Genomic DNA, 20,403 nt, shown 5'->3' on the forward strand with positions numbered 1-20,403 from the left:
AAAAAAGTAATGTGGAGATCAGATCGAAGTTCACGGAAAAAGTTCAAAAAAATCCCCGCCAATTGCTTAGCGGGGATTTGTGTATAAGAGACAGCCGAAACTCGGTGGCTTTGTTATTTCTGCCGCTGCAGATAAGCGTCATTCCATTGATTGGCATTACAAGTTGCTGGCATGACCCAATTGATTCCAAGCTTCTTGCAATTGCAGGCTGGAATTACGCAACGCTGGGTCACGGTGCAAGCCGAGAATTTTAATTAGCGAATAATCAGCGCCTCCTTGTAGCTGCCCAGCCGAAAACCAAACTTCAGTTTGGCTGCCAGCCAGCACTCGCTGCGGTAAGCGCCGCATGTAAGTATGCTTGCCTTTGCGGAGCCCGACAAAAGGGGCGTAGGTATCAATTCGGCCAGTCGCCACTTCTACCCACTGCAATCGGCGCAACAGGGTTTCTTCGGCATTAATATCTTTGGTGACGTCGTTTTGCAGCAGTGGCATATAACCCAAATGTTGCCGCATTGATTCTAACAATAAGCACACTTCGCGTTGCGGCAGCGCTGGGATACTAACCGGTGTCACACCAAAGCGAAGTTGCCAATCGGTTTTAGTGTGTAGTTGAGCAATCCGCCCACAGAGCAAGAAAAACGCGAGCACATCACCGTCATTGACCGAAAAAGAAAAGCTAATTTGTGGCGAGGACAACCCGTCCCACTCAACGACGCCGCCATTCCAACACTCAAACAATGTAATCATGGTGTCACCCATATGCTTTGTCAGTTCCATGACAAACTCTCCATCCATACAAACCAGAAGCTCACCGGCCTTTTAACTGTAGCTAAGATCTCCATAAACACTACAGCGACCCTACAATTTGTGGGGCAAATTAGTCGAAACATGGACAACTTCATATTCTGACAAAAGTCGTAGGAAAAATAGCCAATTTATGCTGTCGTAAAACCGTCATCTGGCTTTGCTAACGTTGTCTCGACCAAGCTAAGAGTAATCAACATGGAAACAGCAATACAAGTCGAAGTAGAGCGCCGCGGTAGTAGCGCTGAGGTACGCTTAACTAAGGCCCAGCAAGTCAGCTTCGAAGCCATGCATAAATTGGGCTGGGATCTGTGGTTTGTTCGCATGACACAGCGCGGTCCGCTGGCCGTTTTGTGTCGTGGCGAAGCTTTATGTACGGTCGATCACATCGGCAACGCCAGCTTCACACCGGCGATCAGTTTACGCGGCAAAAACTAGTGGCTGTTATTCGGTCAAGCTCGATCCACCGGAAACGCGACCACTTGCGAAATATCACCCGCGCCAATCTTCAGCATCAATAGCCGGTCGACTCCCAGCGCCACGCCTGAGCACTCCGGTAAGCCATGATCTAGCGCGGCAAGGAATCGCTCATCGATTGGCGCCTGCGGCAAGCCGTTAGCGGCACGCCAAGCACAATCTTGCTCAAAGCGGCGACGCTGTTCGGCGGCATCTTGCAGCTCGCGAAAGCCATTAGCCAATTCAATACCTTTGAAATACAATTCGAAGCGATCAGCAACTCGCGGATCCGCTGTATTTAACTGCGCCAGCGCGGCCTGAGATGCCGGAAAACCAAACACAAAAACAGGCCTGTGCTGGCCAATTTGTGGCTCAATGACCATGCTAAACAAAAGCTGCAATAGGGTATCTTTATCGGTTTCACGCACGGCTAAATCGCGACAACTATCGGGCGCCACCTGCTGGAGCTGAGTCACGCTGGCAACCAATGGATCAATCCCTAAACAGTCCATAAAGGCTTGCTGGTAACTGATCCGATCGCAATCCTCGCAAGCCAAAATCAGCTGCATCAGCTCACTCATTTCGGTCATCAGCTGGTGATGGTCAAAGTCAGGGCGATACCATTCGAGCATGGTAAATTCTGAGTTATGAAAGCGGCCTAGCTCCTCATTGCGAAACGCCTTACTGAGCTGGTAAATGGCTCCGACATCAGCACACAGCAAACGCTTCATGTGAAATTCAGGCGAGGTCGATAAAAACAGCGGTAATTGCGCGGGCTGTCCGGGCGCCGCCAAATGGGTAACAAATGGCTGCAGGTGAATATCGGTCACCGATGCTTGAGACATCGCGGGGGTGTCCACTTCCAACACATCGCGCTCGGCAAAAAACTGGCGAATGCTGGCCAACATTTTGGCGCGCGCGACCAATGCGTCACGGCTGGCAGTAGGGCGCCAATCTTGTGGTACTGATTTTGTCATGCTCAACTACTAACGATTAAATTCCAGCGACCATGGCAATCGGCGCAGTCGAACGACTGAGCACCGCATAACGCCTTGGCGGCAACATCACTTCAAGATAGCGGCCATGACTTTGCACTTGCCTTGGGTGTCCCAATACCAAATGCCAATTTAAGTCGCCATCAAGTTTGACTGAGCGCGGCAGCTTACCGCGATTAATCAGCACTTGCACTTGCTGGTCGGGCAATTCGCGGCGAAACCCGAGCACATCGGCCGGTAAGTCGCGATCGAAACTCAGCCGCCCCGTTCGCAGCGGCTGGAATTTATGACGCAATTGCACCACGGATCGGACAAATTCAAGCATGCCTTGATCGACAAGCTCCGGCTGATGCCAAGGGTAGGCCCCGCGGCAGTAGGGATCATCTTTGCCCGTCATGGCAATTTCGTCGCCATAGTAGATGCAAGGTGCACCGGGCATGGTCATTTGAAATAAAAATGCTTGCTGTAAGGCATAGCGATCTTCTCGCAGAATCCACAGCGGCCGCGCCATATCATGGCTTCCGAGCAAGTTAAATTGGACCTGAGTGACCTGCCAGTCTTGGGCCGCAACCATGTCTTCAATCGCGCTAATAAAGCTTTTGGTGTCAATCGCTTGCAGCGGCAAATTGTTTTTATGGTAGTCATCGCGCAAGGCCTGATGACCAAAATAGCTCAGCGTTAAACTACAAAATTCATAGTTCATGGTGGCGTCAAACATATCGCCTTGCAGCCAATGGGTGGCGCGTTGCCAGATCTCACCACAAATATAAGCATTGGGATTGATTGCTTTTACCCGCCGCCGGAACTCGCGCCAGAACTCATCATCATCGATTTCGCCAGGGACGTCCAAACGCCAGCCATCAATACCAAATTTGAGCCAGTATTCGGCAACATCAAAGATGTATTGGCGCACACCGGGATTCTGAATATTGAACTTAGGTAGCGCCGGCAGCCCCCACCACGACTGGTAGTTGGGCGGATTCGATTCATCGGCATGATACGGGCGCAGCGGCCAATCATCGATGAGAAACCAGTCTAAATAGGGCGAATCTTTGCCATTTTCCAGAATATGATGAAATGCCCAGAAGCCGCGACTGGCATGATTAAAGACGCCATCGAGCACCACTTTAATGCCGCGCACATGGGCTTGGTCAAGCAAAGCGCGAAGCGCTTTATTGCCGCCGAGTAGCGGATCAACTTCAAAGTAATCGTAGGTGTGATACCGATGATTGCTGGCAGAGCTGAAGATTGGATTGAGGTAGATAGCATTGATACCGAGCTCGGCCAAGTAATCCAGCCGATCACAAATGCCGTAGAGATCGCCGCCTTGGTATCCCTGCTCGCCGGGGCAAGAACCCCAAGGCTTTAACTTAATGCCTGCGGGTAAATGGTCGCCGCCGAAGCGTGCAAACCGGTCAGGAAAAATCTGATAGAAAACCGCGTGTTTGACCCATTCTGGCGTCTCAATCATAAACTGCCTCGCATTCCGTTAGCGGTTAGCAGTAGCTTAATTGGTGATGACCAAAGGCCGATAAGCGTTGGAGAAGTTAGCGGCCCGCTAATGCTGTGATTTGTTCAACATAGTCAGCGACGGCAAGTTTGTCAGCCTCGCTCACTGTTGCAAAACGTTCGGCCAGTTGTTGGGTGGTTTGCAAAAGTTGCAACATTGCTTCTTTTTGTTCTGCGGTCATGTTGGGATCATTTTTTATGTCAGCAATTTCCTTGCTAAAGTCCTCTTTTACCGATGCCTGTTGGATGGCACCGTAAGCCAACATGATTTGTTCACCAACCTGCGACCACTGAGGAGCCGAGTTAAAGCCATATTTGGCCAACACATCGAGCATACTCTTGTAGAGCGCAGTGTTGGTGACGTCTTGATTACCATCGCTAAAGAACGCTTGTGCATCCAATGCCAGCAGCTCATCCTGATGCGCCGCAGACCATTGTTGGATCGCCTGATAACTCGCCAGCCATTGGCTCACTTGGTTTTTCGACAAATCGGCAGCACTAAGCTGAAAACTCACCACAAAACACAAAGTAGCGACTAACTGAACAAATCTCGACATGCTCTTTCCTTTGGTAACCCAAGCTGCGCCTGCAACGGCGCAACTCTTCTTTCTGATCGAATAGCGCTGCTCGAACAGCTTTATTTGACCCGAGAAACGTATTCTGCGCTTCGCGTATCAACTTTGATCACTTCACCAATTTGAATGAACAAGGGCACGCGAACAACGGCGCCAGTGCTCAATGTTGCAGGCTTACCGCCAGTACCGGCAGTGTCACCTTTCAAGCCTGGATCGGTTTCAGTCACTTCCAGCTCGACAAAGTTTGGTGGCGTCACTGAAATCGGTGAACCGTTCCACAATGTCAGGGTGCAAACATCTTGCTCGACCAACCACTTTTCATTGTCGCCAATGGCTTTCTCATCGGCCGCCAATTGCTCAAAGGTGTCATTATTCATGAAGTGCCAGAATTCGCCGTCATTGTAGAGGTACGCCAGCTCCACATCCATTACATCGGCCGCTTCCACGGTTTCACCTGACTTAAAGGTTTTTTCCAGCACCTTGCCAGAAATAAGCTTACGGATCTTAACGCGGTTAAACGCCTGACCCTTTCCAGGTTTGACAAATTCATTCTCGATGATGGAGCAAGGTTCGCCATCCAACATTAACTTCATGCCAGAGCGAAACTCATTGGTGCTAAACGTAGCCATGGATACCTCAAATCAGGTTCAAAACGAAAACGCGCCAATCATACAAGAAATCTAGGCTGCTGGCAGCTATTGGCTTGCATTAGTCGAATATCAGTTTTAAGGTTCGCGTCATGAAATCAAGCCAACACTCCGACATCGCCAGCCAACCACCGTGGCAATGGCAACTCAAGCATGCCATCAACAGCCCACAGCAATTACTCCAGCGCCTTAACTTAAGTGAATCAGAGGTCGGCAAGGGTGACGCCAGAAAGCTTTTTCCGCTGCGGGTGCCACATGCTTTTGTCGACAAGATGGCCATTGGCGATGCCAACGATCCACTGTTCAAACAAATCTGGCCTGCCGAGGCCGAGTTTCAGCAAGTTGATGGCTACCTAACCGATCCGCTGCAAGAACACGATGCCGCGGTTCCTGGCTTGATCCACAAATATGAAAATCGGGTGCTGTTGTTGGTTCGGGGCGGCTGCGCGGTCAATTGTCGTTATTGTTTCCGGCGTCACTTTCCTTATGGTGACAACAAACCAACCGAGCATCATTGGCAAGCAGCGCTTGATTACATTGCCCAGCGCCCAGCGATTAAAGAAGTGATTTTTAGCGGTGGCGACCCGCTAATGGCAAATGATCAGCAGTTAAGTGAGTTAATTGCCAAAATCGAACAAATCGACCATGTCACGCGACTGCGGATCCACACCCGATTGCCAGTGATGATCCCCGAGCGGTTGACGCGAGAATTGTGCACTCGACTCGCCAGTTCGCGCCTGAAACCAGTCATCGTGCTGCATATCAATCATGCTAACGAAGTGGACCAACGTTTATGCGATGCCCTTCACCCTTACCAACAAGCGGGAATTTGGTTGCTCAATCAAGCCGTATTGTTGGCTGGTATTAATGACCGTGTTGAAGCCCTGTGTGAGTTGAGCGAAGCTTTGTTTGACGCCGGCATTCAACCCTATTACTTGCATGCCTTTGATCCGGTCGCCAATACCGCTCATTTTGATGTCAGCGACCAAAAAGCACAGCAGCTGATGCGCGACTTACTGCCTCGGCTACCCGGCTTCTTAGTGCCAAAACTAGTTCGTGAAATTGCCGGCGAGTCGAGCAAAACCCCTTTAGATATTAGGAGCACCGAATGACCACCACCAATCAAGAACAAGTGATTGCTCGTCTGCAGGAGGAGTTAAAAGCGCTGTATCGGAAATGCGTCGATGCCGACCAGAAATTGAGTCAGTTTCGTACCCAGGGCATGGCCAAATTCACCGCCTTGTTCGGCACTGATTCGCCATTTGATGTGCAAGCTAAAACCTTTAGCGACTACCTTGCTGAAGCGGCGGCCGATCTGGATGCATTAACCAAGCTTCCCGAACAACCGGCCCAGCAGTGGCAAGATCACCTCAACCAATTATTAATCAAGTTGCAAGCAATCCACCAACTGCTGGCGCGCTTTAAAACCATCTAACTACTGATTTAAAAGATGGTTTTAGTGCTGCCAGTTTGTCACATTAAAGGCTTCTGGCAGCCAATCACGTAACTTACCCGAGACATCACCAACAAAGCATACGCGGCTGCGATCTTCGACTTTTGCCAGCGCCAACTTGATCTCGTCAATCAAGGCCTCACGGCTATCTGACCCCAGCACAAACATCTCAATCCCCTCACGGGTTTCGGCATCAATGCGGCTTAGCGCATCGAGGGCACCAACACCCACGGGCGTCAGCTCTACTTTGTTGTCAACAACATTGCCACCAGACCAGCAGCAGTACAGTTGCTTATTGTCGAATTTGGTTTCAAACACCATGTACGACACCTGACCTGATTCTGGGTTGTCCATGCCTAGTATGTCCAACACAGCTTCAGTACATTCGGTGCTGGCGGTGTTATCAATCAGCTCACTTGAAATCATAATTTTCTCCGATTGTTGAGGTGTCAAAAAATCACCACAAGGCAACCCAAACAAGATCTGTACCAACCTCCAACAATTGCTAATTTCGGGCCGCCAAAGCAAGGCCGCGATCAACCTCTCAAAGCACTATATCAAGGTCGTTTCCGCTATCGATTTAGTCCTTAGCATGTCATTCTATGGACCGGATTATTCAAGCAAGGAATCACTCAATGACCACACCTTTTCGTTGGGGCCTAATCGGCCCAGGCCGCATCGCCCACCGTTTTGCCAAAGGATTGCAGCATCCAGAGTGTGGGGTTTTACACGCCGTTGCGAGCCGCAATGAACAGCGCGCCATTGAGTTTGCCGCCGAATACCAAGCGCCCCGCCACTACAGCAACTATGACGACTTGCTGGCAGACCCTGAAATTGACGGCATTTACATCGCAACGCCGCATAATTTTCATTTTGACACGGCCAAAGCCTGCCTTGAGGCCGGTAAACCTGTGCTGTGCGAAAAACCATTGACGGTCAGCGCGAAACAAACCGAGGAGCTAATCACGCTTTCCAAGCAACATCAGACCTTTTTGATGGAAGCGCTATGGACTCGGATGTTGCCGGTCTATCAACAGGTTCGACAATGGCTCAACGCCGAATTAATTGGTGATGTTCGACTCGTGCAAAGCAACTTCGGTTTCTGCATTGAGCGCAATCCTAACGATCGTTTACTCAACCCAGACTTAGCTGGCGGCGTGTTGCTCGACATGGGCGTCTATAACCTATCGATGAGCGACTGGGTGTTTGGTCGCGGCCCTGAGCAAGCTCAGGCAACCGGCTTAATTGGGGATACTGGGGTTGACGAACTCATGGCGGTTAACCTCGATTATGGCAACCAACAATATGCTCAGTTCGTTTGCAACTTCATCAGCAAAACAGAAAATCACCTGACCATCTACGGCAGCAAAGGCCATATCAAAGTTGAGCAGATGTTCTGGGATACCGGCTGCGCATCGGTCGTAGTGGGCGAGCAACAAATCGATTCGTTTGATGAGCCTTTTGCCGCAAGTGGCTTTGAATATCAAACCATGGAAGCGGAACGCTGCATTCGCCAAGGCTTGCTGGAATCGCCAGAAATTCCACACCAAACCACATTGCGTACCATGAAGCTGATGGATCAATTGCGCCAACAGGTGGGCCTAGTCTAAGCCGAAGGTTAAGTCTTAAGTTGCAGCGACTCACGCCGGATTAACTCAAAATCAATGACGTGGCGATTACTCGCTCGCCGCTTGCTACGCTCGTCATTGAGTTTACCGGAACGGATCAGTTCAATCGCGGCTTCTGCCATTTCAGCAATAGGTTGGCGAATGGTGGTTAACGGTGGCCATAGCGTCGACGCCAATTCGACATCATCAAAGCCAACCACAGAGACATCGTCCGGCACGCTCAAGCCATGGATATGAGCAGCCGAGGTGACCGCCGCCGCCATGTCATCATTACTGGCAAAAATGGCGGTCGGCCGGTTCGCCAGCCCCAGCAACTTGGTTGCGGCTTGCAGACCCGATTTATAGGTGAAGTAGCCTTGCTCGATATACTCAGGAGGAAAGTTAATACGATTTGAGCGCAGCGCATCCAAAAAGCCCTGATAACGCAACCGGCTAGCGCCCTGATTGGGATGCCCAATGATAAAGCCTATGTCACGATGCCCTGCTTCAATGATCTCATTGGTCATTTCGTACGCCGCTTGATAGTCATCCATACAGACATAGGGCGACGCTTCCAAGTCAACATCGGGCGCAATGCGGACAAAAGGAGTACCGCTTTGCTTGAGGGTTTCGAGCACTTCTGGTACATCGCACAGCGGCGGCAACAGAATCACGCCATCAACGCGAGTGCTATTAACAAAATCTCGAGTTATCCGGACTTTGTCTTTCAGCTCCCCTTGGCATTCATCCACCACCAGATGATAGCCAGAAGCTCGGCAGCGCTTTAGCGCCCCCAACAAAAACTGGCTGACATAGCCTTGGCTTGGGTTATCGTAGAGTAAACCAATGAAATAGCTTTTCGAGCCAGCCAATTGGCGAGCAGAGATATTAGGCCGGTAGTTAAGATCTTGCACTGCCGCCATCACTTTGGCTCGGGTCGAATCACTAACCTTACTGTCATGATTCAATACCCGAGAAACGGTCATCTTCGAGACTCCCGCTCGCTCGGCAACATGCTGGATAGTAATATTCTTCTGCTCAGACTTCATAACAACCACTAGTCCTTTCGATAATGCAATTTCAAGTCAGGTTCATGTTATCGATAACAGAGAAAACCAGACTAAAACGATTTCATCTCAAACTGGCGACAAGAATAACGCGAAATCGACATGGAGCAACACAACTATTTCATAGCAAATCGCAATATTCTTACAAAACCACAGCCAATTTCCGCTAATTCTGGCTCGCCATCATAAATTGAAAATCAAACTCGAGTTTCGCCAAAATCGAGTCAGTACCATCATCGATGACTAATGTGACAACGAAATGGTGGTATTGGACATGAAGTGGTTATCTATATCTTGCGCATGGCTAAAGCAAGGAATTGTTTTAACACTAACTTTATTTGTTACCGGATTTGTTACCGGCGCCTTCGCCACAGATACAATCCGCTATCTGCCGGTCAAAGAACCCAAAGACAAATACCCTTTTGAACTGGTTCAATTTGTCCTTTCGAAGCTCGATAAAAGCTATGATTACACCGCGGTTGAGTTTGAACAGATGTCCGTCAATCGGCAGATTTCCGAGCTGAACAGCGGTCAGATTTCTTTCGTTAACTTTGCAACCAACGAAGATATTGAATCGCAATTGCGGCCAATTCGCATCCCTATTTTAAAAGGCTTGCTCGGCCATCGGATCTTCATTATCCGCAATGGCGATCAACATCGCTTCGCCAACATCAATTCGCTGACCGAACTCAAGCAATTATCAGCAGGCCAAGGCCGTTTTTGGTCAGACACTAACGTACTCAAAAGCGCCGGTCTGACAACGGTTGATCCAGTGAAATATTTTAGTTTGTTCCATATGCTCGAAGGGGGCCGTTTTGATTATTTTCCCCGCGCAGTCCACGAACCCTTCTCTGAAATCGCCTCTCGCCCAGAGCTAAACCTAGCGGTGGAGCCCAAACTGATGTTGGTTTACCCGCTACCCATGTACATTTTTGTGTCAAAAAACAACGAACAGTTGGCTCAGGATATTGAACAAGGATTTGAAATGGCGATTGCCGATGGCTCGTTCGATCAATGGTTCTTCGCTCACCCGTTGATTCAGGATGTGCTAGATAAGGTCAAGATTGCAGAGCGCACAGTTCTGCGCATTAATAACCCACACTTACCGGCGGCAACACCGTTACACCGAAAAGAACTCTGGCTAGATACCGAGACGCTGTAACATCTGGGCGTAACAACAAACAAAAAAGGGGGCATCTCAGATGCCCCCCCAAATTCATCATGAAACTGAAGTTTCTTGCGCTTATTTGCAAAGCACCTTGTTGACGACGTTTTCCAGATACTCTTGCTTACCAGAAACGTGTTTCGGATCGATTTCGTTGTCGAGGGCATATTTAGCAATGCTCTCTAGCGACTGATCACCTGCCAGAATGCTCTTGCCAAAATCTTGGCTCCAACCGGCGTAGCGGTCTGCAACATTCTGACCCAGCACGTCGTTATCCAACAATTCGGCAGCGCGCTCAAGTGAGTATGCCAACGTATCCATCGCTCCCACATGACCGTGGAAGAAGTCTGCTTTATCAACTGATTGACGACGCAGTTTGGTATCAAACATGCAGCCCCCCGTGGTGAAGCCACCCGCTTTTAGGATGTCATACAGAACTGGAGTCCACTCTTCAACGCTGTTAGGGAACTGATCCGTATCCCAACCCAACTGGTAGTCACCACGGTTGGCATCAATAGAACCAAACAGACCCAGAGAAATCGCAGTGGCAATTTCGTGCTGGAATGAGTGAGTCGCCAGCGTTGCATGGTTCACTTCGATGTTTACTTTGATTTCATTTTCCAAGCCAAACTGCTTGAGGAAGCCGTAAACAGTCGCAGTGTCATAGTCGTACTGATGCTTAGTTGGCTCAGCTGGCTTAGGCTCAATCAACAGCGTGCCGTCGAAGCCAATCTTGTGCTTGTGCTCAACAACCATTTGCATGAAACGACCCAACTGCTCACGCTCTTGGCGCAAGTCAGTGTTCAGCAGTGTTTCGTAACCTTCACGACCGCCCCACAGCACGTAGTTTGCACCACCAAGATCTTTGGTTGCATTCATCGCGGTGAATACTTGCGTTGCCGCATAAGCAAAGACTTCTGGATTCGGGTTAGACGCAGCGCCGCTCATGTAACGAGGATGAGAGAAGGCGTTGGCCGTACCCCACATCAATTTCATGCCGGTTTCTTCTTGTTTCTTGGCCAAGTAATCCATCATCACGGCCATGTTGGCGCTGTACTCTTTGATGGAGTTGCCTGCCGGCGTTACGTCAACGTCGTGGAATGAGTAGTAAGGCACGCCCAATTTGGTGAAGAATTCAAAGGCTACATCGGCTTTCGCTTTGGCCATTTCTATTTCGTCGCCAGGTTGCAACCAAGGACGATCGAAGGTGCCAGCGCCAAAAATATCAAAGCCGTTCCAGCAGAAGTTGTGCCAGTAACACGCTGCAAAACGCAGGTGTTCTTTCATGGTGCGGCCTGCAACGACTTTGTTTTCGTCGTAAAAGCGGAACGCTAATGGGTTTTCAGTCTCCGGACCTTCGTATTGGATTTTGCCAATACCTTCAAAATATTCGCTCATGATTAACTCCAGGTAGTTTGGGTCCAAAGTCTTTGGACGCGTTTCGTGAGGCTATATTGGTTGGCGGGACTGGTTCTCGCAATTACGTTATTTGCAGGCATTGTTGTGTAATTTTTTATTTTTGTGTTGAGTTCACAAAAATGTTCTCAAAGCCCTCTGTGATAGGCGTTTCATGGATTTAATCCATAATGAATATTCGTAAAATCAGCTTCGAAGTTTGGCAAATAACATAATCCGATAAGAAGGCTGACTTTGGCTAACTCTCCTAAATAGCTCGGTGCACTGATTGAAAAGTCAGGCTTCAGCGAGTATCGGTGCGTTAGGCAGCAGGGACGCTGCCTGCCGAGCGCCCCATGGATGGGCTCGCAGCGTCAGCGATAATTGTTGAGGGCTGGCTTTAGCTTTCGCTCATAACCGGAACCCATCGAGCAGCCAAAGCGATGAAAACAAGACGCCGTTAAATCTTCCCTGATGGCTCTACTGCCGCTTCCCTGCGGCAGAAGCTTGTATTCCTAACTTTGACAACTCTCCTAAACAGCTCCATGAACTGATTGAAAAGTCAGAATTCAGCAAGTATCGGTGCGTCAGGCTGCAAGGACACTGCCTGCCGAGCGCCCCATGGATGGGCTTTCAGCGTCAGCGATAATTGCTGAGGGCTGGCTTTAGCTTTCGCTCATAGCCGGAACCTATCGAGCAGCTCGGTGAACGGTTTGAAAAGTCAGGCTTCAGCGAGTATCGGTGCGTCAGGCAGCAAGGACGCTGCCTGCCGAGCGCCCCATGGATGGGCTTGTAGCGTCAGCGATAATTGCTGAGGGCTGGCTTACCAACCCGCTAAGTCACAACAAAAAAGCCCAGCGTCAGCTGGGCAAATAGAGGAAGAGCATCAAACTCTAAAACAGATCCTGTACTCGCGCATACAACGTCTTGAAGGTCCCTCGGCGGGCTTGATAGGTGGCCACATCCGCCGCCACAGGTTGATGGGTTTCCACCAGTTCTGGTACGGGACAAATCTCTTCAATCGGCGTCTCTGGATTCATCGCCAATCGCGCCAAACGAGCAGCACCGAGCGCCGGACCAACATCGCCACCTTTACGGTAGACCAGATTCTGCTCCAAAATGCTCGCCAACATTTGGCGCCACCCAGGGCTACGAGCACCACCGCCAATCAAGCTGACTTCTTGCGGTTTCACACCACTGGCATGAAGCGCATCAAAGCCATCAGCAAACGCAAAACCGACGCCCTCAAGCACAGCTCGAGTCATCGCCGCACGGTCAGTTTCGTGAGTTAAACCAAAGAACATGCCCTTGGCATTGGGATTATTGTGTGGTGTACGCTCACCCGACAAATAAGGCAGGAAGAACGGATCATCGGCTTTCGGGCTAAAGCGGTCCAGCTCATCAAGCATTTCTGGCACCCCAGTCTTACCGGTTGCGTTATCCAACCAAGCCAAACAAGATGCCGCACTGAGATGTACCGACATCAAATGCCAAGTTTTCGGAAGCGCATGACAAAAAGCATGAACCGCTGAATCAGGGTTCGCGCTGAAACCATCGCTCACGGCAAAGTAAACACCGGAGGTACCAAGCGACAACATCGCTTGCCCCGGCTGGGTCAAGCCAACACCAACGGCACCAGCAGCATTGTCACCACCACCGGCAATGACCGCTACTTTGGCCAAGCCCCAGCGTTGTGCTAACTCATCGCTCAGATGACCAGTGATTTCACTACCTTCATACAGCGCAGGCATGTGCTCACGGGTCAAGCCACAAGCGTCCAGCATGGCGTCGCTCCAATCTCGGGTCGCCACATCCATCCAACTGGTGCCCGCAGAATCCGACATATCAGAAGCGAAGTCGCCGGTCAGTTTGAATCTTAGGTAGTCTTTTGGCAGCAGTACCTTATCGATTTTGGCAAAAATACTGGCCTCATGGCGCTGTACCCACAACAATTTCGGTGCGGTAAAACCAGGCATCACAATGTTGCCGGTGATCTCCCGAGCATTGGGCACTGCCTTTTCGATTAGCTCACATTCTTCAGCACAGCGGCCATCATTCCACAGAATTGCTGGGCGCAGCACATCACCGTTTTTGTCTAACAAAGTCGCACCGTGCATCTGACCACTCATGCCAATGGCTGTCACCTGACTTAAGTGACCACCGGCTTTTAATGCATCCACGGCTTGTACGGTGGCGTCCCACCAATCTTGAGGGTTTTGTTCCGACCACAGTGGATAAGGACGAGAAATCGGCAAGCTAACGGTTTCTGAAGCGACCACCTGATCCTGATCATTCAGAACCACCACTTTCACCCCGGACGTGCCTAGGTCGATGCCAATGTACATGCTGTTCTCCTTTGAGAAATCTGTTCACTTGATTGGGTTCGCAGCGCATTAGCATTGGTGTATCACCAAGACACAACTGCGGTTTTATGGTTGGCAATCGTGGTTGGCAATGGCTTTTTAATCAATGATGAAATTTATTAGTCCCTATTCTCGTTTTTGGTCATTGTGAATTGTCTCACATTGATTTCAACGCTAGCGTACAGCTCCATGTGCCCGTTAACATTGGGCTGTAACATTGCCTGCAGTCACAGCAAGAGGTCGACAGTGTTCTCAAAGCGATATGGCATTACTTTGCTTTTCAACGCCAATAAAGTGTATGACCGCCAAGTCATCGAAGGGATTGGCGAATACTTACAAGCCTCGCAAGCCGATTGGGATATCTTCTTTGAGGATGACTTTCGCTGTCGCATTGATCGCATTCGCGATTGGATGGGTGATGGCATTATTGCCGACTACGATGATCCTGAAATCGTCGCTGCCACCAAAGATCTCGACATTCCCGTGATTGGCGTCGGCGGCTCTTACCATGATCCCAGTAAGTACCCGAATATGCCGTATGTGGCGACCGATAATGCTGGGCTAGTGAAAGCCGCTTATGAGCATCTAAGAGAAAAAGGCCTTGAGCAGTTTGCCTTTTATGGCTTGCCGGAATCGCCACAAATGCGCTGGGCACAAGAGCGCGAATTAGCCTTTAAAGAGCTAGTGCAAGCCGACGGCTACAATGGCGAAGTCTACCGCGGTACGCTCACTACACCAGAGAACTGGCGTTATGCCATGAATCGCATTGCCGATTGGCTACAGCGCTTGCCTCACCCGATCGGCATCATTGCAGTCACCGATGCCCGCGCTCGTCATCTGCTGCAAGTATGTGAGCGCCTCGGCTTGATCGTGCCGGATAAAGTTGCTGTCATCGGCATCGACAACGAAGATTTAGCGCGCTACCTGACCCGAGTGCCGCTGAGTTCGGTCAATCAAGGCTGCAAAAACATGGGCTATGAAGCGGCCAAGTTGCTCCATCGCGAGTTGCAAGACAAGCCGGTGAAACGATCGCGCATCTTGATCCCACCGCAAGGCGTGGTCGAGCGCCAATCAACCGATTTCAAAGCACTGAAAGACGCCTATGTGATTCAAGCCATGCACTTTATTCGTCACAACGCCTGTAAAGGAATTAAAGTCGATCAAGTGCTCGATTTTGTTGGCATTTCTCGCTCAAACCTAGAAAAACGGTTTCGCGATGAGCGCGGCCATTCCATCCACACTGAAATCCATGAATCGAAGCTCCAGCGCGCCCAGCAACTGCTCCGTAGCTCAGAATTGCCAACCGCCGAAATTGCCAGCTTATGTGGTTATCCGTCGTTACAATATATGTATGCAGTGTTCAAAAAAGATCTGGGCCAGACTCCCAAGGAATATCGCAACAATCGCAGTGATGGCACTTTAGATCCGGACGATACCCAAGACGAAGTATTACTCGCTGATGATGGCTAAACGAAGCTGAACCTGCGCTGAATCAATTGGTTAATCAAATTGAACAAAGGCTAAACTCAGTCTAACCTTTAGCTATCAAACGGTTAAGGTTAAGGGGTTCAGAATGTTAAAGCAGGTTCGTACAGTGATTGTTGCTAGCGTGTTGTCACTGACGTCATTCGCTGCTCTCAGCGCATCCGTAACGCTGAAAGATGGTCGTGTTATTGAAGGCAATGTGGTCTCCCAGCAGGGCGATCAACTAGTGATCGACAGCAATGGCATTGAAATCAAATTGCCAAAATCACAAGTGCAAAGCATTGACATGACCGGCACGGCAACCCCAGCTGTCGCTCCAGCCACAGCGCCTGCACAACCGCAAGCGGCCGCCCCGGCTCCGCAAGCGCAACAACCGGCAATGGTTCCAGCTGGCACCTCGTTTACCATTCGCACCACGCAAACCCTGTCGACTCGTCAGAATGGCAATGGCCAACGCTTTAGTGGCGTACTGGAGGCTGATTTGGTAGCGAGCAACGGCACCGTAATGGCGCCACGTGGCTCGCAGGTCTATGGTCGCGTGGTCAACTCCCAGAGTTCAGGTCGAATGACTGGCACCGCGTCGATGTCGCTGGAAGTCACAGAAATTATGGTCAACAACCAAATGAAAGCCGTGGTCACACAAACCTTAAATGCGACATCGGGTCAAAGTGAAGGGCGTCGGACGCTGGGTCGAACCGCAGGCGCAGCAGCAATTGGTGGTTTGATTGACGGTAGTGACGGCGCTAAAACCGGTGCAAAAGTTGGTTTGGGCGCATCGTTGCTGACTCGCGGTAACGCGGTTGAGATCCCAAATGGCACCCTGATGGACTTTCAACTGCGCGCGCCATTCCAAGGTTTATAAAACCTCACTTTGGTAGTAACTGCCGAACTAACGCTCGAGTTGGTTCGGCGGCTTCACTGGGCATCACCGCCCAATACCAGCAATAACACATCACTCGATACAAACAACATGCTTGGTCTAACTGAGCTTTGGTCACGCTGGCGCCATACCGCTGTTCGAACGAGGCTTTCAGCTCAGGCCAATCGCTTGCCGAGACTAAACCGCTCCGTTGCAAACTGGCTAATTCCAGCGGCATTTCACTCAGCGCCAAGTATTCAAAGTCAACCAGATAGGCCCGCTCTGGGGTCATTAACACATTACCCCGATGCCAATCGAGAAAAGACGGAATAACCGGCCAGCAATAGCGGCTTAGTTGCGCCAGCGCTTGCTCGCCAAGCTCAACTATTTGCTCAAACTCAACTTGCAGCCCGGCCAGTTGCGCGCCAATTCGTTGAGAAATGGCCTTCCTCGCTTGGGTTTTGTAAACCGCTAAACGTTGTTGTTGATCCATGGTCCGGCAGACCGGCAGCGTTGCCACACCTTGGGTCAGCTCAATCAGTTGCTGCACCGATGGCTGCAGCGCAGGTTGTTCAGTCACATACTCCGATAGAAAAAAACGCTGCTGTTGATCAACATAGTAGAGTTCAGGAGTAAGTCCTTGCTCACTGGCTGCCACAAGGCAAGCATGCTCATGTTGACGATCAACCCAAGGTTTACTCTGGGGCCGGTCGATCCGCAAATAACGAGTTGTGCCATCAGTTAGAATGAGCTGAAAACTGCGGTGACTTAACCCTTGCTGCAATGGCCGACAACTGCGCAGCGGGCTAAGATAGGCCTGCGCCACGCAGTCTTCTGGCGTGAGTAATTCAGGCAAGCTGGGCACGAGCTGGTTGCCATAAACGGGTTCGCCACAGCCAATAACTAACCGCGGCGAGCACCACATAACCAACAAACAGCAGGCTGGTTAGCATCAAGCCTTTTTCCATGTAAAGGTAAATCGAAGCAATATCAATCACCACCCAATACAGCCAGTTTTCCAGCACCTTATAAGCGAGCATAAAGGTGGTAACAACGGCAAAGCAGGTGGTGGCGGCATCGAGGTATGGCATGGCCGCATGAGTATAGGTGGCCATGACATAGCCGACTACTAGCGAAGCCACCGCTGTAGCGAGAATCACAACGAGGTGGCGGCTCAAAGTCCAGCTATGGACTTCAACCCCCTCATTATCGAGCTTGCCACCCCAGCGCCATTGCCAATAGCCATAAACGGCCATGACCATGTAAAACACATTGAGCACCGACTCCATCAACAGCGCGACATGCCAGAACAGCAAGGTGTAAATCAGGGTGCTGACAAAAGCCGCCGGCCAGCACCACAGGCTGGCTCGCATCGCCAGCAGCAAGTAAGCAATGGCCAACACCACCGCAACCGCTTCCCACGCGGTCATTACCGACAATTCGCCGAGGGCAGTGCTCAAGGCGTCACTCATTCATTTGCTCCTGCGGTATGGCCGCCCTTGCCAAAGTGATCTTGATAATCCAATTCGCGCTCACCAGGCAAGAATTTGCAGACGAATACGGCTTGACCAAAGTGCTCATGGGCCGCTTTCATTTCCTTGCTGAGCATGGCCATCACTTCATCATGGGGACCACAAATCTGGGTCGCCAAGGCATTGGTTTTGCGCTTGATGTTGGGGTACGTCGCCAAGCGCTCAATAAACCAAGTGATTGGTGTAATGAAATCATCTTTCAGTGGATACATCGAAATATCAACGGTCAACATGAGCATTCTCCATTTAGTCGAGATCAACAGTCAGGGTTAAACCAACCTGACGAGGATCGCCGTAGCGTACGTACTGCTTAGCAGCCCAGTCCAGATCCGGCTCATTACCGAAGTAGAAGCCACGTACACCGTATTCTTCGTCAGTCAGGTTACGCCCCCACAATGCGACGCTCCAGTGCTCCGCTTCATAGCCAACGCGAGCGTTGAACAAGATGTAATCATCACTTTTAGAGTCGTGCGAATCTGAGTAATAGAATTCGCCTTTGCCATTGGCATTGACGTTGGCAAACCAGCCCTGCTCGGTCAAGTAGGTTGCCCCTAAGCTGTAAGTTGTTTTTGGCGCATGGGCCAAATCACGGTCGCTCAAATCAATGGTTTCATCGGCATCAACTTGATATTGGTAATTGTCATACTCTGCGCTGAGCAAACCCAAACTACCATATAAGGTCAAACCATCAGTGGCTTGCCAATTGAGGTCCCACTCCAAACCGTAACTGGTAGAGCTGGTGGCATTGGTGGTGAACAACCAAAAATCGCCGGAACCCGGCTCTTGTCGCGAGCCCTCAACCTGCTGATCTTGGCGGTCCATGTAAAACACCGCAAGATTACTAATCAAGCTGTTGTTCAGCAGTAAACTCTTGAGACCAATTTCGTAGTTGTACAGGGTCTCTTTATCAAACTCTTTTTCATCGGCTAAATCATCCGGTAGTGCCATATTGAAGCCACCGGCCTTGTAGCCTCGCGCCGCTTTGGCATAGCCCTGATGTTGAGCAGAAAAGTCTTTGTGAAGCGCAATATGGCCGCCCCACATGGTTTCTGACGGATCAAATTCTTCGCCGGCGGAATCACTATAATCGGCATCGCGGTATTCAATGCGAGCACCTAGCGATAACTGATAGCCATCACCCAAGTCGCTATCGAGCTGGGCAAACGCAGCCAAGTTTGTCGCTTCGTATTCTGAGTCAAACAATTCGCGCCATGCCGGGCCGCCGTTGTATTGCTGGTCGACGGTCAGATCATTGGACTCATCAAGGTTCATGGCGTAAACACCCACCAACCAATGACTGGTGTCGGCAAAGATTCGGCCTTGTTCAGTGGAGGTGAGGCGAACTTCCTGAGTCCAAGTTTTGCGATTGCCGTCTTTGTCCCACCAGTAATCGTAAACACAAGGCTCAGTACCGATGACATTCCAATTTTCATCGTAGGCCGCACACGCTTTGCTGGCCCAATATTCAGGGTTGGCCCAGTCGCCATCATAGGCATGTCGGTGGTCACTATCGGCATAACTGGTAATGCTGGTGACATCGAACGCGTTGGCATGGCGGAACGTCATTTTCAACGAAGCGGCAGTGGTGGTTTGGGAATCTTCACCTGGCTTATCGGACAGCGTGTCGAAGCCGTTATTATCCAACGTCCAGGCGTCATAACCATTGTCAAAATCAGCATGGAGCAGGGTTAGATCGATGGTTGTGTCTTCATCAGTCAGCCAACGCAGTTTGGCACGTGCGGTCAGTTCGTCACGCTCGTTGGTGTCATCTTTGCCGAGGTATTTGTTATCGCGATAGCCATTTTGCTGCAACTGCTGCAATACCACTCGATATTGCACCGAACCACTGTCATTGACGGCGCCAGCGCTGTAGCCGGCGAACTCTTTTAGATCATCATCACCAACTGATAGTTTGGCGCCATGTTCGGCAATATCGGTTGGATCTTTGGTTTTGACGTAAATCAGTCCGGCCAATGCATTGGCACCATACTTGGTCCCTTGCGGCCCACGCAGTACTTCAACTTGCTCAACATCGAACATGCTGGCGGTCATCCCCAAACCAGACAAATCGATGTCATCAACAATAAAGCCAACAGATGAGTTCGGCGCACCTTGATATTCGGCTTGTTCGCCAACACCACGGATTTGGAAGTAACGAGGCCGAGATGTGCCACCAGCCCAGTTGAGGTTGGCGATGCTATTGAGTACATCTTCGAAGTGATTGGCGCCTTCATCTTCCAGCTGAATGGCGTCAATGACGCTGATGCTGCCGGGCAACTGCTCGACGGCACTGGCGCGGAAGTCGGAATGAACGACGATGCGCTCGGTCGGGTCTTGGGCATCAGCATGGGCAGAAGGTAATGCGGAAGCGGCTGCAAGAGCGAGGACTAAGGTTTTAGTTTTGAATTGGTTATCGCAGTGTGTCATGGGATCTCATTATGGTTATTGAGATCCGGTAGGAGCTGAACAATCGTCAGCCTGCAGTAAGAAC

General features: G+C 50.5%; 20 protein-coding genes. 7 read left to right on the top strand and 13 right to left on the bottom strand.

Going from position 1 to position 20,403, the window contains the following annotated elements; translation table 11 throughout:
• Positions 1-156: 156 nt before the first annotated feature.
• Positions 157-777, bottom strand: coding sequence for a hypothetical protein (locus tag IC617_RS00005; protein WP_191142938.1), 621 nt, complete (start codon positions 775-777; stop codon positions 157-159).
• A gap of 225 nt (positions 778-1,002) precedes the next feature.
• On the opposite strand from IC617_RS00005, the gene IC617_RS00010 reads away from it, so the two are divergent.
• The gene (locus tag IC617_RS00010) at positions 1,003-1,242 is read left to right on the top strand and encodes a hypothetical protein (protein WP_191142939.1); all 240 of its coding nucleotides are present in this window, start codon (positions 1,003-1,005) and stop codon (positions 1,240-1,242) included.
• A 14-nt stretch (positions 1,243-1,256) separates the two neighbouring features.
• Here IC617_RS00010 and epmA read toward each other — a convergent pair whose 3' ends face one another.
• The 4 genes from epmA to efp form a co-directional block, all read right to left on the bottom strand.
• Positions 1,257-2,237: an elongation factor P--(R)-beta-lysine ligase gene (gene epmA / locus IC617_RS00015; protein ID WP_191142940.1), complete on the bottom strand. Its 981-nt coding sequence runs from the start codon at positions 2,235-2,237 to the stop codon at positions 1,257-1,259.
• Positions 2,238-2,253: 16 nt separating this feature from the next.
• Positions 2,254-3,726, bottom strand: coding sequence for a glycoside hydrolase family 13 protein (locus IC617_RS00020; protein ID WP_191142941.1), 1,473 nt, complete (start codon positions 3,724-3,726; stop codon positions 2,254-2,256).
• Between the two features lie 76 nt (positions 3,727-3,802).
• Complete coding sequence (locus IC617_RS00025; protein WP_191142942.1) at positions 3,803-4,321, bottom strand: hypothetical protein; 519 nt, start codon at positions 4,319-4,321, stop codon at positions 3,803-3,805.
• Positions 4,322-4,401: 80 nt separating this feature from the next.
• Entirely contained in the window at positions 4,402-4,968 is a 567-nt protein-coding gene (gene efp / locus IC617_RS00030) for an elongation factor P (RefSeq protein ID WP_087504021.1), read from the bottom strand.
• A 110-nt stretch (positions 4,969-5,078) separates the two neighbouring features.
• Here efp and epmB point away from each other — a divergent pair, with 110 nt between their 5' ends.
• Positions 5,079-6,098, top strand: a complete 1,020-nt coding sequence (gene epmB, locus IC617_RS00035) for an EF-P beta-lysylation protein EpmB (protein WP_191142943.1) — start codon at positions 5,079-5,081, stop codon at positions 6,096-6,098.
• Positions 6,095-6,421 carry a prephenate dehydrogenase gene (locus IC617_RS00040; RefSeq protein ID WP_191142944.1) on the top strand — a complete coding sequence of 109 codons (327 nt, stop codon included), beginning with the start codon at positions 6,095-6,097 and terminating at the stop codon, positions 6,419-6,421. Before epmB ends, IC617_RS00040 begins: the two co-directional genes overlap by 4 nt.
• A gap of 21 nt (positions 6,422-6,442) precedes the next feature.
• Here IC617_RS00040 and IC617_RS00045 read toward each other — a convergent pair whose 3' ends face one another.
• On the bottom strand, positions 6,443-6,865 hold the full coding sequence (locus IC617_RS00045) for a hypothetical protein (RefSeq protein ID WP_191142945.1): 423 nt from the start codon (positions 6,863-6,865) through the stop codon (positions 6,443-6,445).
• A 209-nt stretch (positions 6,866-7,074) separates the two neighbouring features.
• On the opposite strand from IC617_RS00045, the gene IC617_RS00050 reads away from it, so the two are divergent.
• Positions 7,075-8,049: a Gfo/Idh/MocA family protein gene (locus tag IC617_RS00050; RefSeq protein WP_191142946.1), complete on the top strand. Its 975-nt coding sequence runs from the start codon at positions 7,075-7,077 to the stop codon at positions 8,047-8,049.
• An 8-nt stretch (positions 8,050-8,057) separates the two neighbouring features.
• On the opposite strand, the gene IC617_RS00055 is transcribed toward IC617_RS00050, so the two are convergent.
• Positions 8,058-9,095 (bottom strand): LacI family DNA-binding transcriptional regulator, encoded by a 1,038-nt coding sequence (locus tag IC617_RS00055; RefSeq protein WP_191142947.1) that lies wholly within the window; start codon positions 9,093-9,095, stop codon positions 8,058-8,060.
• A gap of 292 nt (positions 9,096-9,387) precedes the next feature.
• Here IC617_RS00055 and IC617_RS00060 point away from each other — a divergent pair, with 292 nt between their 5' ends.
• Positions 9,388-10,275 (top strand): transporter substrate-binding domain-containing protein, encoded by an 888-nt coding sequence (locus IC617_RS00060; RefSeq protein WP_191142948.1) that lies wholly within the window; start codon positions 9,388-9,390, stop codon positions 10,273-10,275.
• Positions 10,276-10,356: 81 nt separating this feature from the next.
• Here the strand turns inward: IC617_RS00060 and xylA are convergent, their stop codons facing one another.
• Together xylA and xylB are read right to left on the bottom strand one after the other, a co-directional pair.
• Positions 10,357-11,676 (bottom strand): xylose isomerase, encoded by a 1,320-nt coding sequence (gene xylA / locus IC617_RS00065; protein WP_191142949.1) that lies wholly within the window; start codon positions 11,674-11,676, stop codon positions 10,357-10,359.
• Between the two features lie 890 nt (positions 11,677-12,566).
• On the bottom strand, positions 12,567-14,018 hold the full coding sequence (gene xylB, locus IC617_RS00070; RefSeq protein ID WP_191142950.1) for a xylulokinase: 1,452 nt from the start codon (positions 14,016-14,018) through the stop codon (positions 12,567-12,569).
• Between the two features lie 264 nt (positions 14,019-14,282).
• Between xylB and IC617_RS00075 the strand changes: the two genes are divergently transcribed.
• Positions 14,283-15,506 carry a XylR family transcriptional regulator gene (locus tag IC617_RS00075; protein WP_191142951.1) on the top strand — a complete coding sequence of 408 codons (1,224 nt, stop codon included), beginning with the start codon at positions 14,283-14,285 and terminating at the stop codon, positions 15,504-15,506.
• A gap of 103 nt (positions 15,507-15,609) precedes the next feature.
• Positions 15,610-16,383 carry a hypothetical protein gene (locus tag IC617_RS00080; protein ID WP_191142952.1) on the top strand — a complete coding sequence of 258 codons (774 nt, stop codon included), beginning with the start codon at positions 15,610-15,612 and terminating at the stop codon, positions 16,381-16,383.
• 4 nt (positions 16,384-16,387) lie between these two features.
• On the opposite strand, the gene IC617_RS00085 is transcribed toward IC617_RS00080, so the two are convergent.
• The 4 genes from IC617_RS00085 to IC617_RS00100 are packed head-to-tail and all read right to left on the bottom strand — an operon-like array spanning position 16,388 to position 20,339.
• On the bottom strand, positions 16,388-17,236 hold the full coding sequence (locus IC617_RS00085) for a phosphotransferase (protein WP_191142953.1): 849 nt from the start codon (positions 17,234-17,236) through the stop codon (positions 16,388-16,390).
• The gene (gene pnuC / locus IC617_RS00090; protein WP_191142954.1) at positions 17,229-17,852 is read right to left on the bottom strand and encodes a nicotinamide riboside transporter PnuC; all 624 of its coding nucleotides are present in this window, start codon (positions 17,850-17,852) and stop codon (positions 17,229-17,231) included. Before pnuC ends, IC617_RS00085 begins: the two co-directional genes overlap by 8 nt.
• Positions 17,849-18,151 carry a hypothetical protein gene (locus IC617_RS00095; protein ID WP_191142955.1) on the bottom strand — a complete coding sequence of 101 codons (303 nt, stop codon included), beginning with the start codon at positions 18,149-18,151 and terminating at the stop codon, positions 17,849-17,851. Before IC617_RS00095 ends, pnuC begins: the two co-directional genes overlap by 4 nt.
• A 7-nt stretch (positions 18,152-18,158) precedes the next feature.
• On the bottom strand, positions 18,159-20,339 hold the full coding sequence (locus IC617_RS00100; RefSeq protein ID WP_191142956.1) for a TonB-dependent receptor: 2,181 nt from the start codon (positions 20,337-20,339) through the stop codon (positions 18,159-18,161).
• Between the last annotated feature and the right edge of the window lie 64 nt (positions 20,340-20,403).

Source organism: Neiella litorisoli (assembly GCF_014773395.1).
Taxonomy (GTDB): domain Bacteria; phylum Pseudomonadota; class Gammaproteobacteria; order Enterobacterales; family Neiellaceae; genus Neiella; species Neiella litorisoli.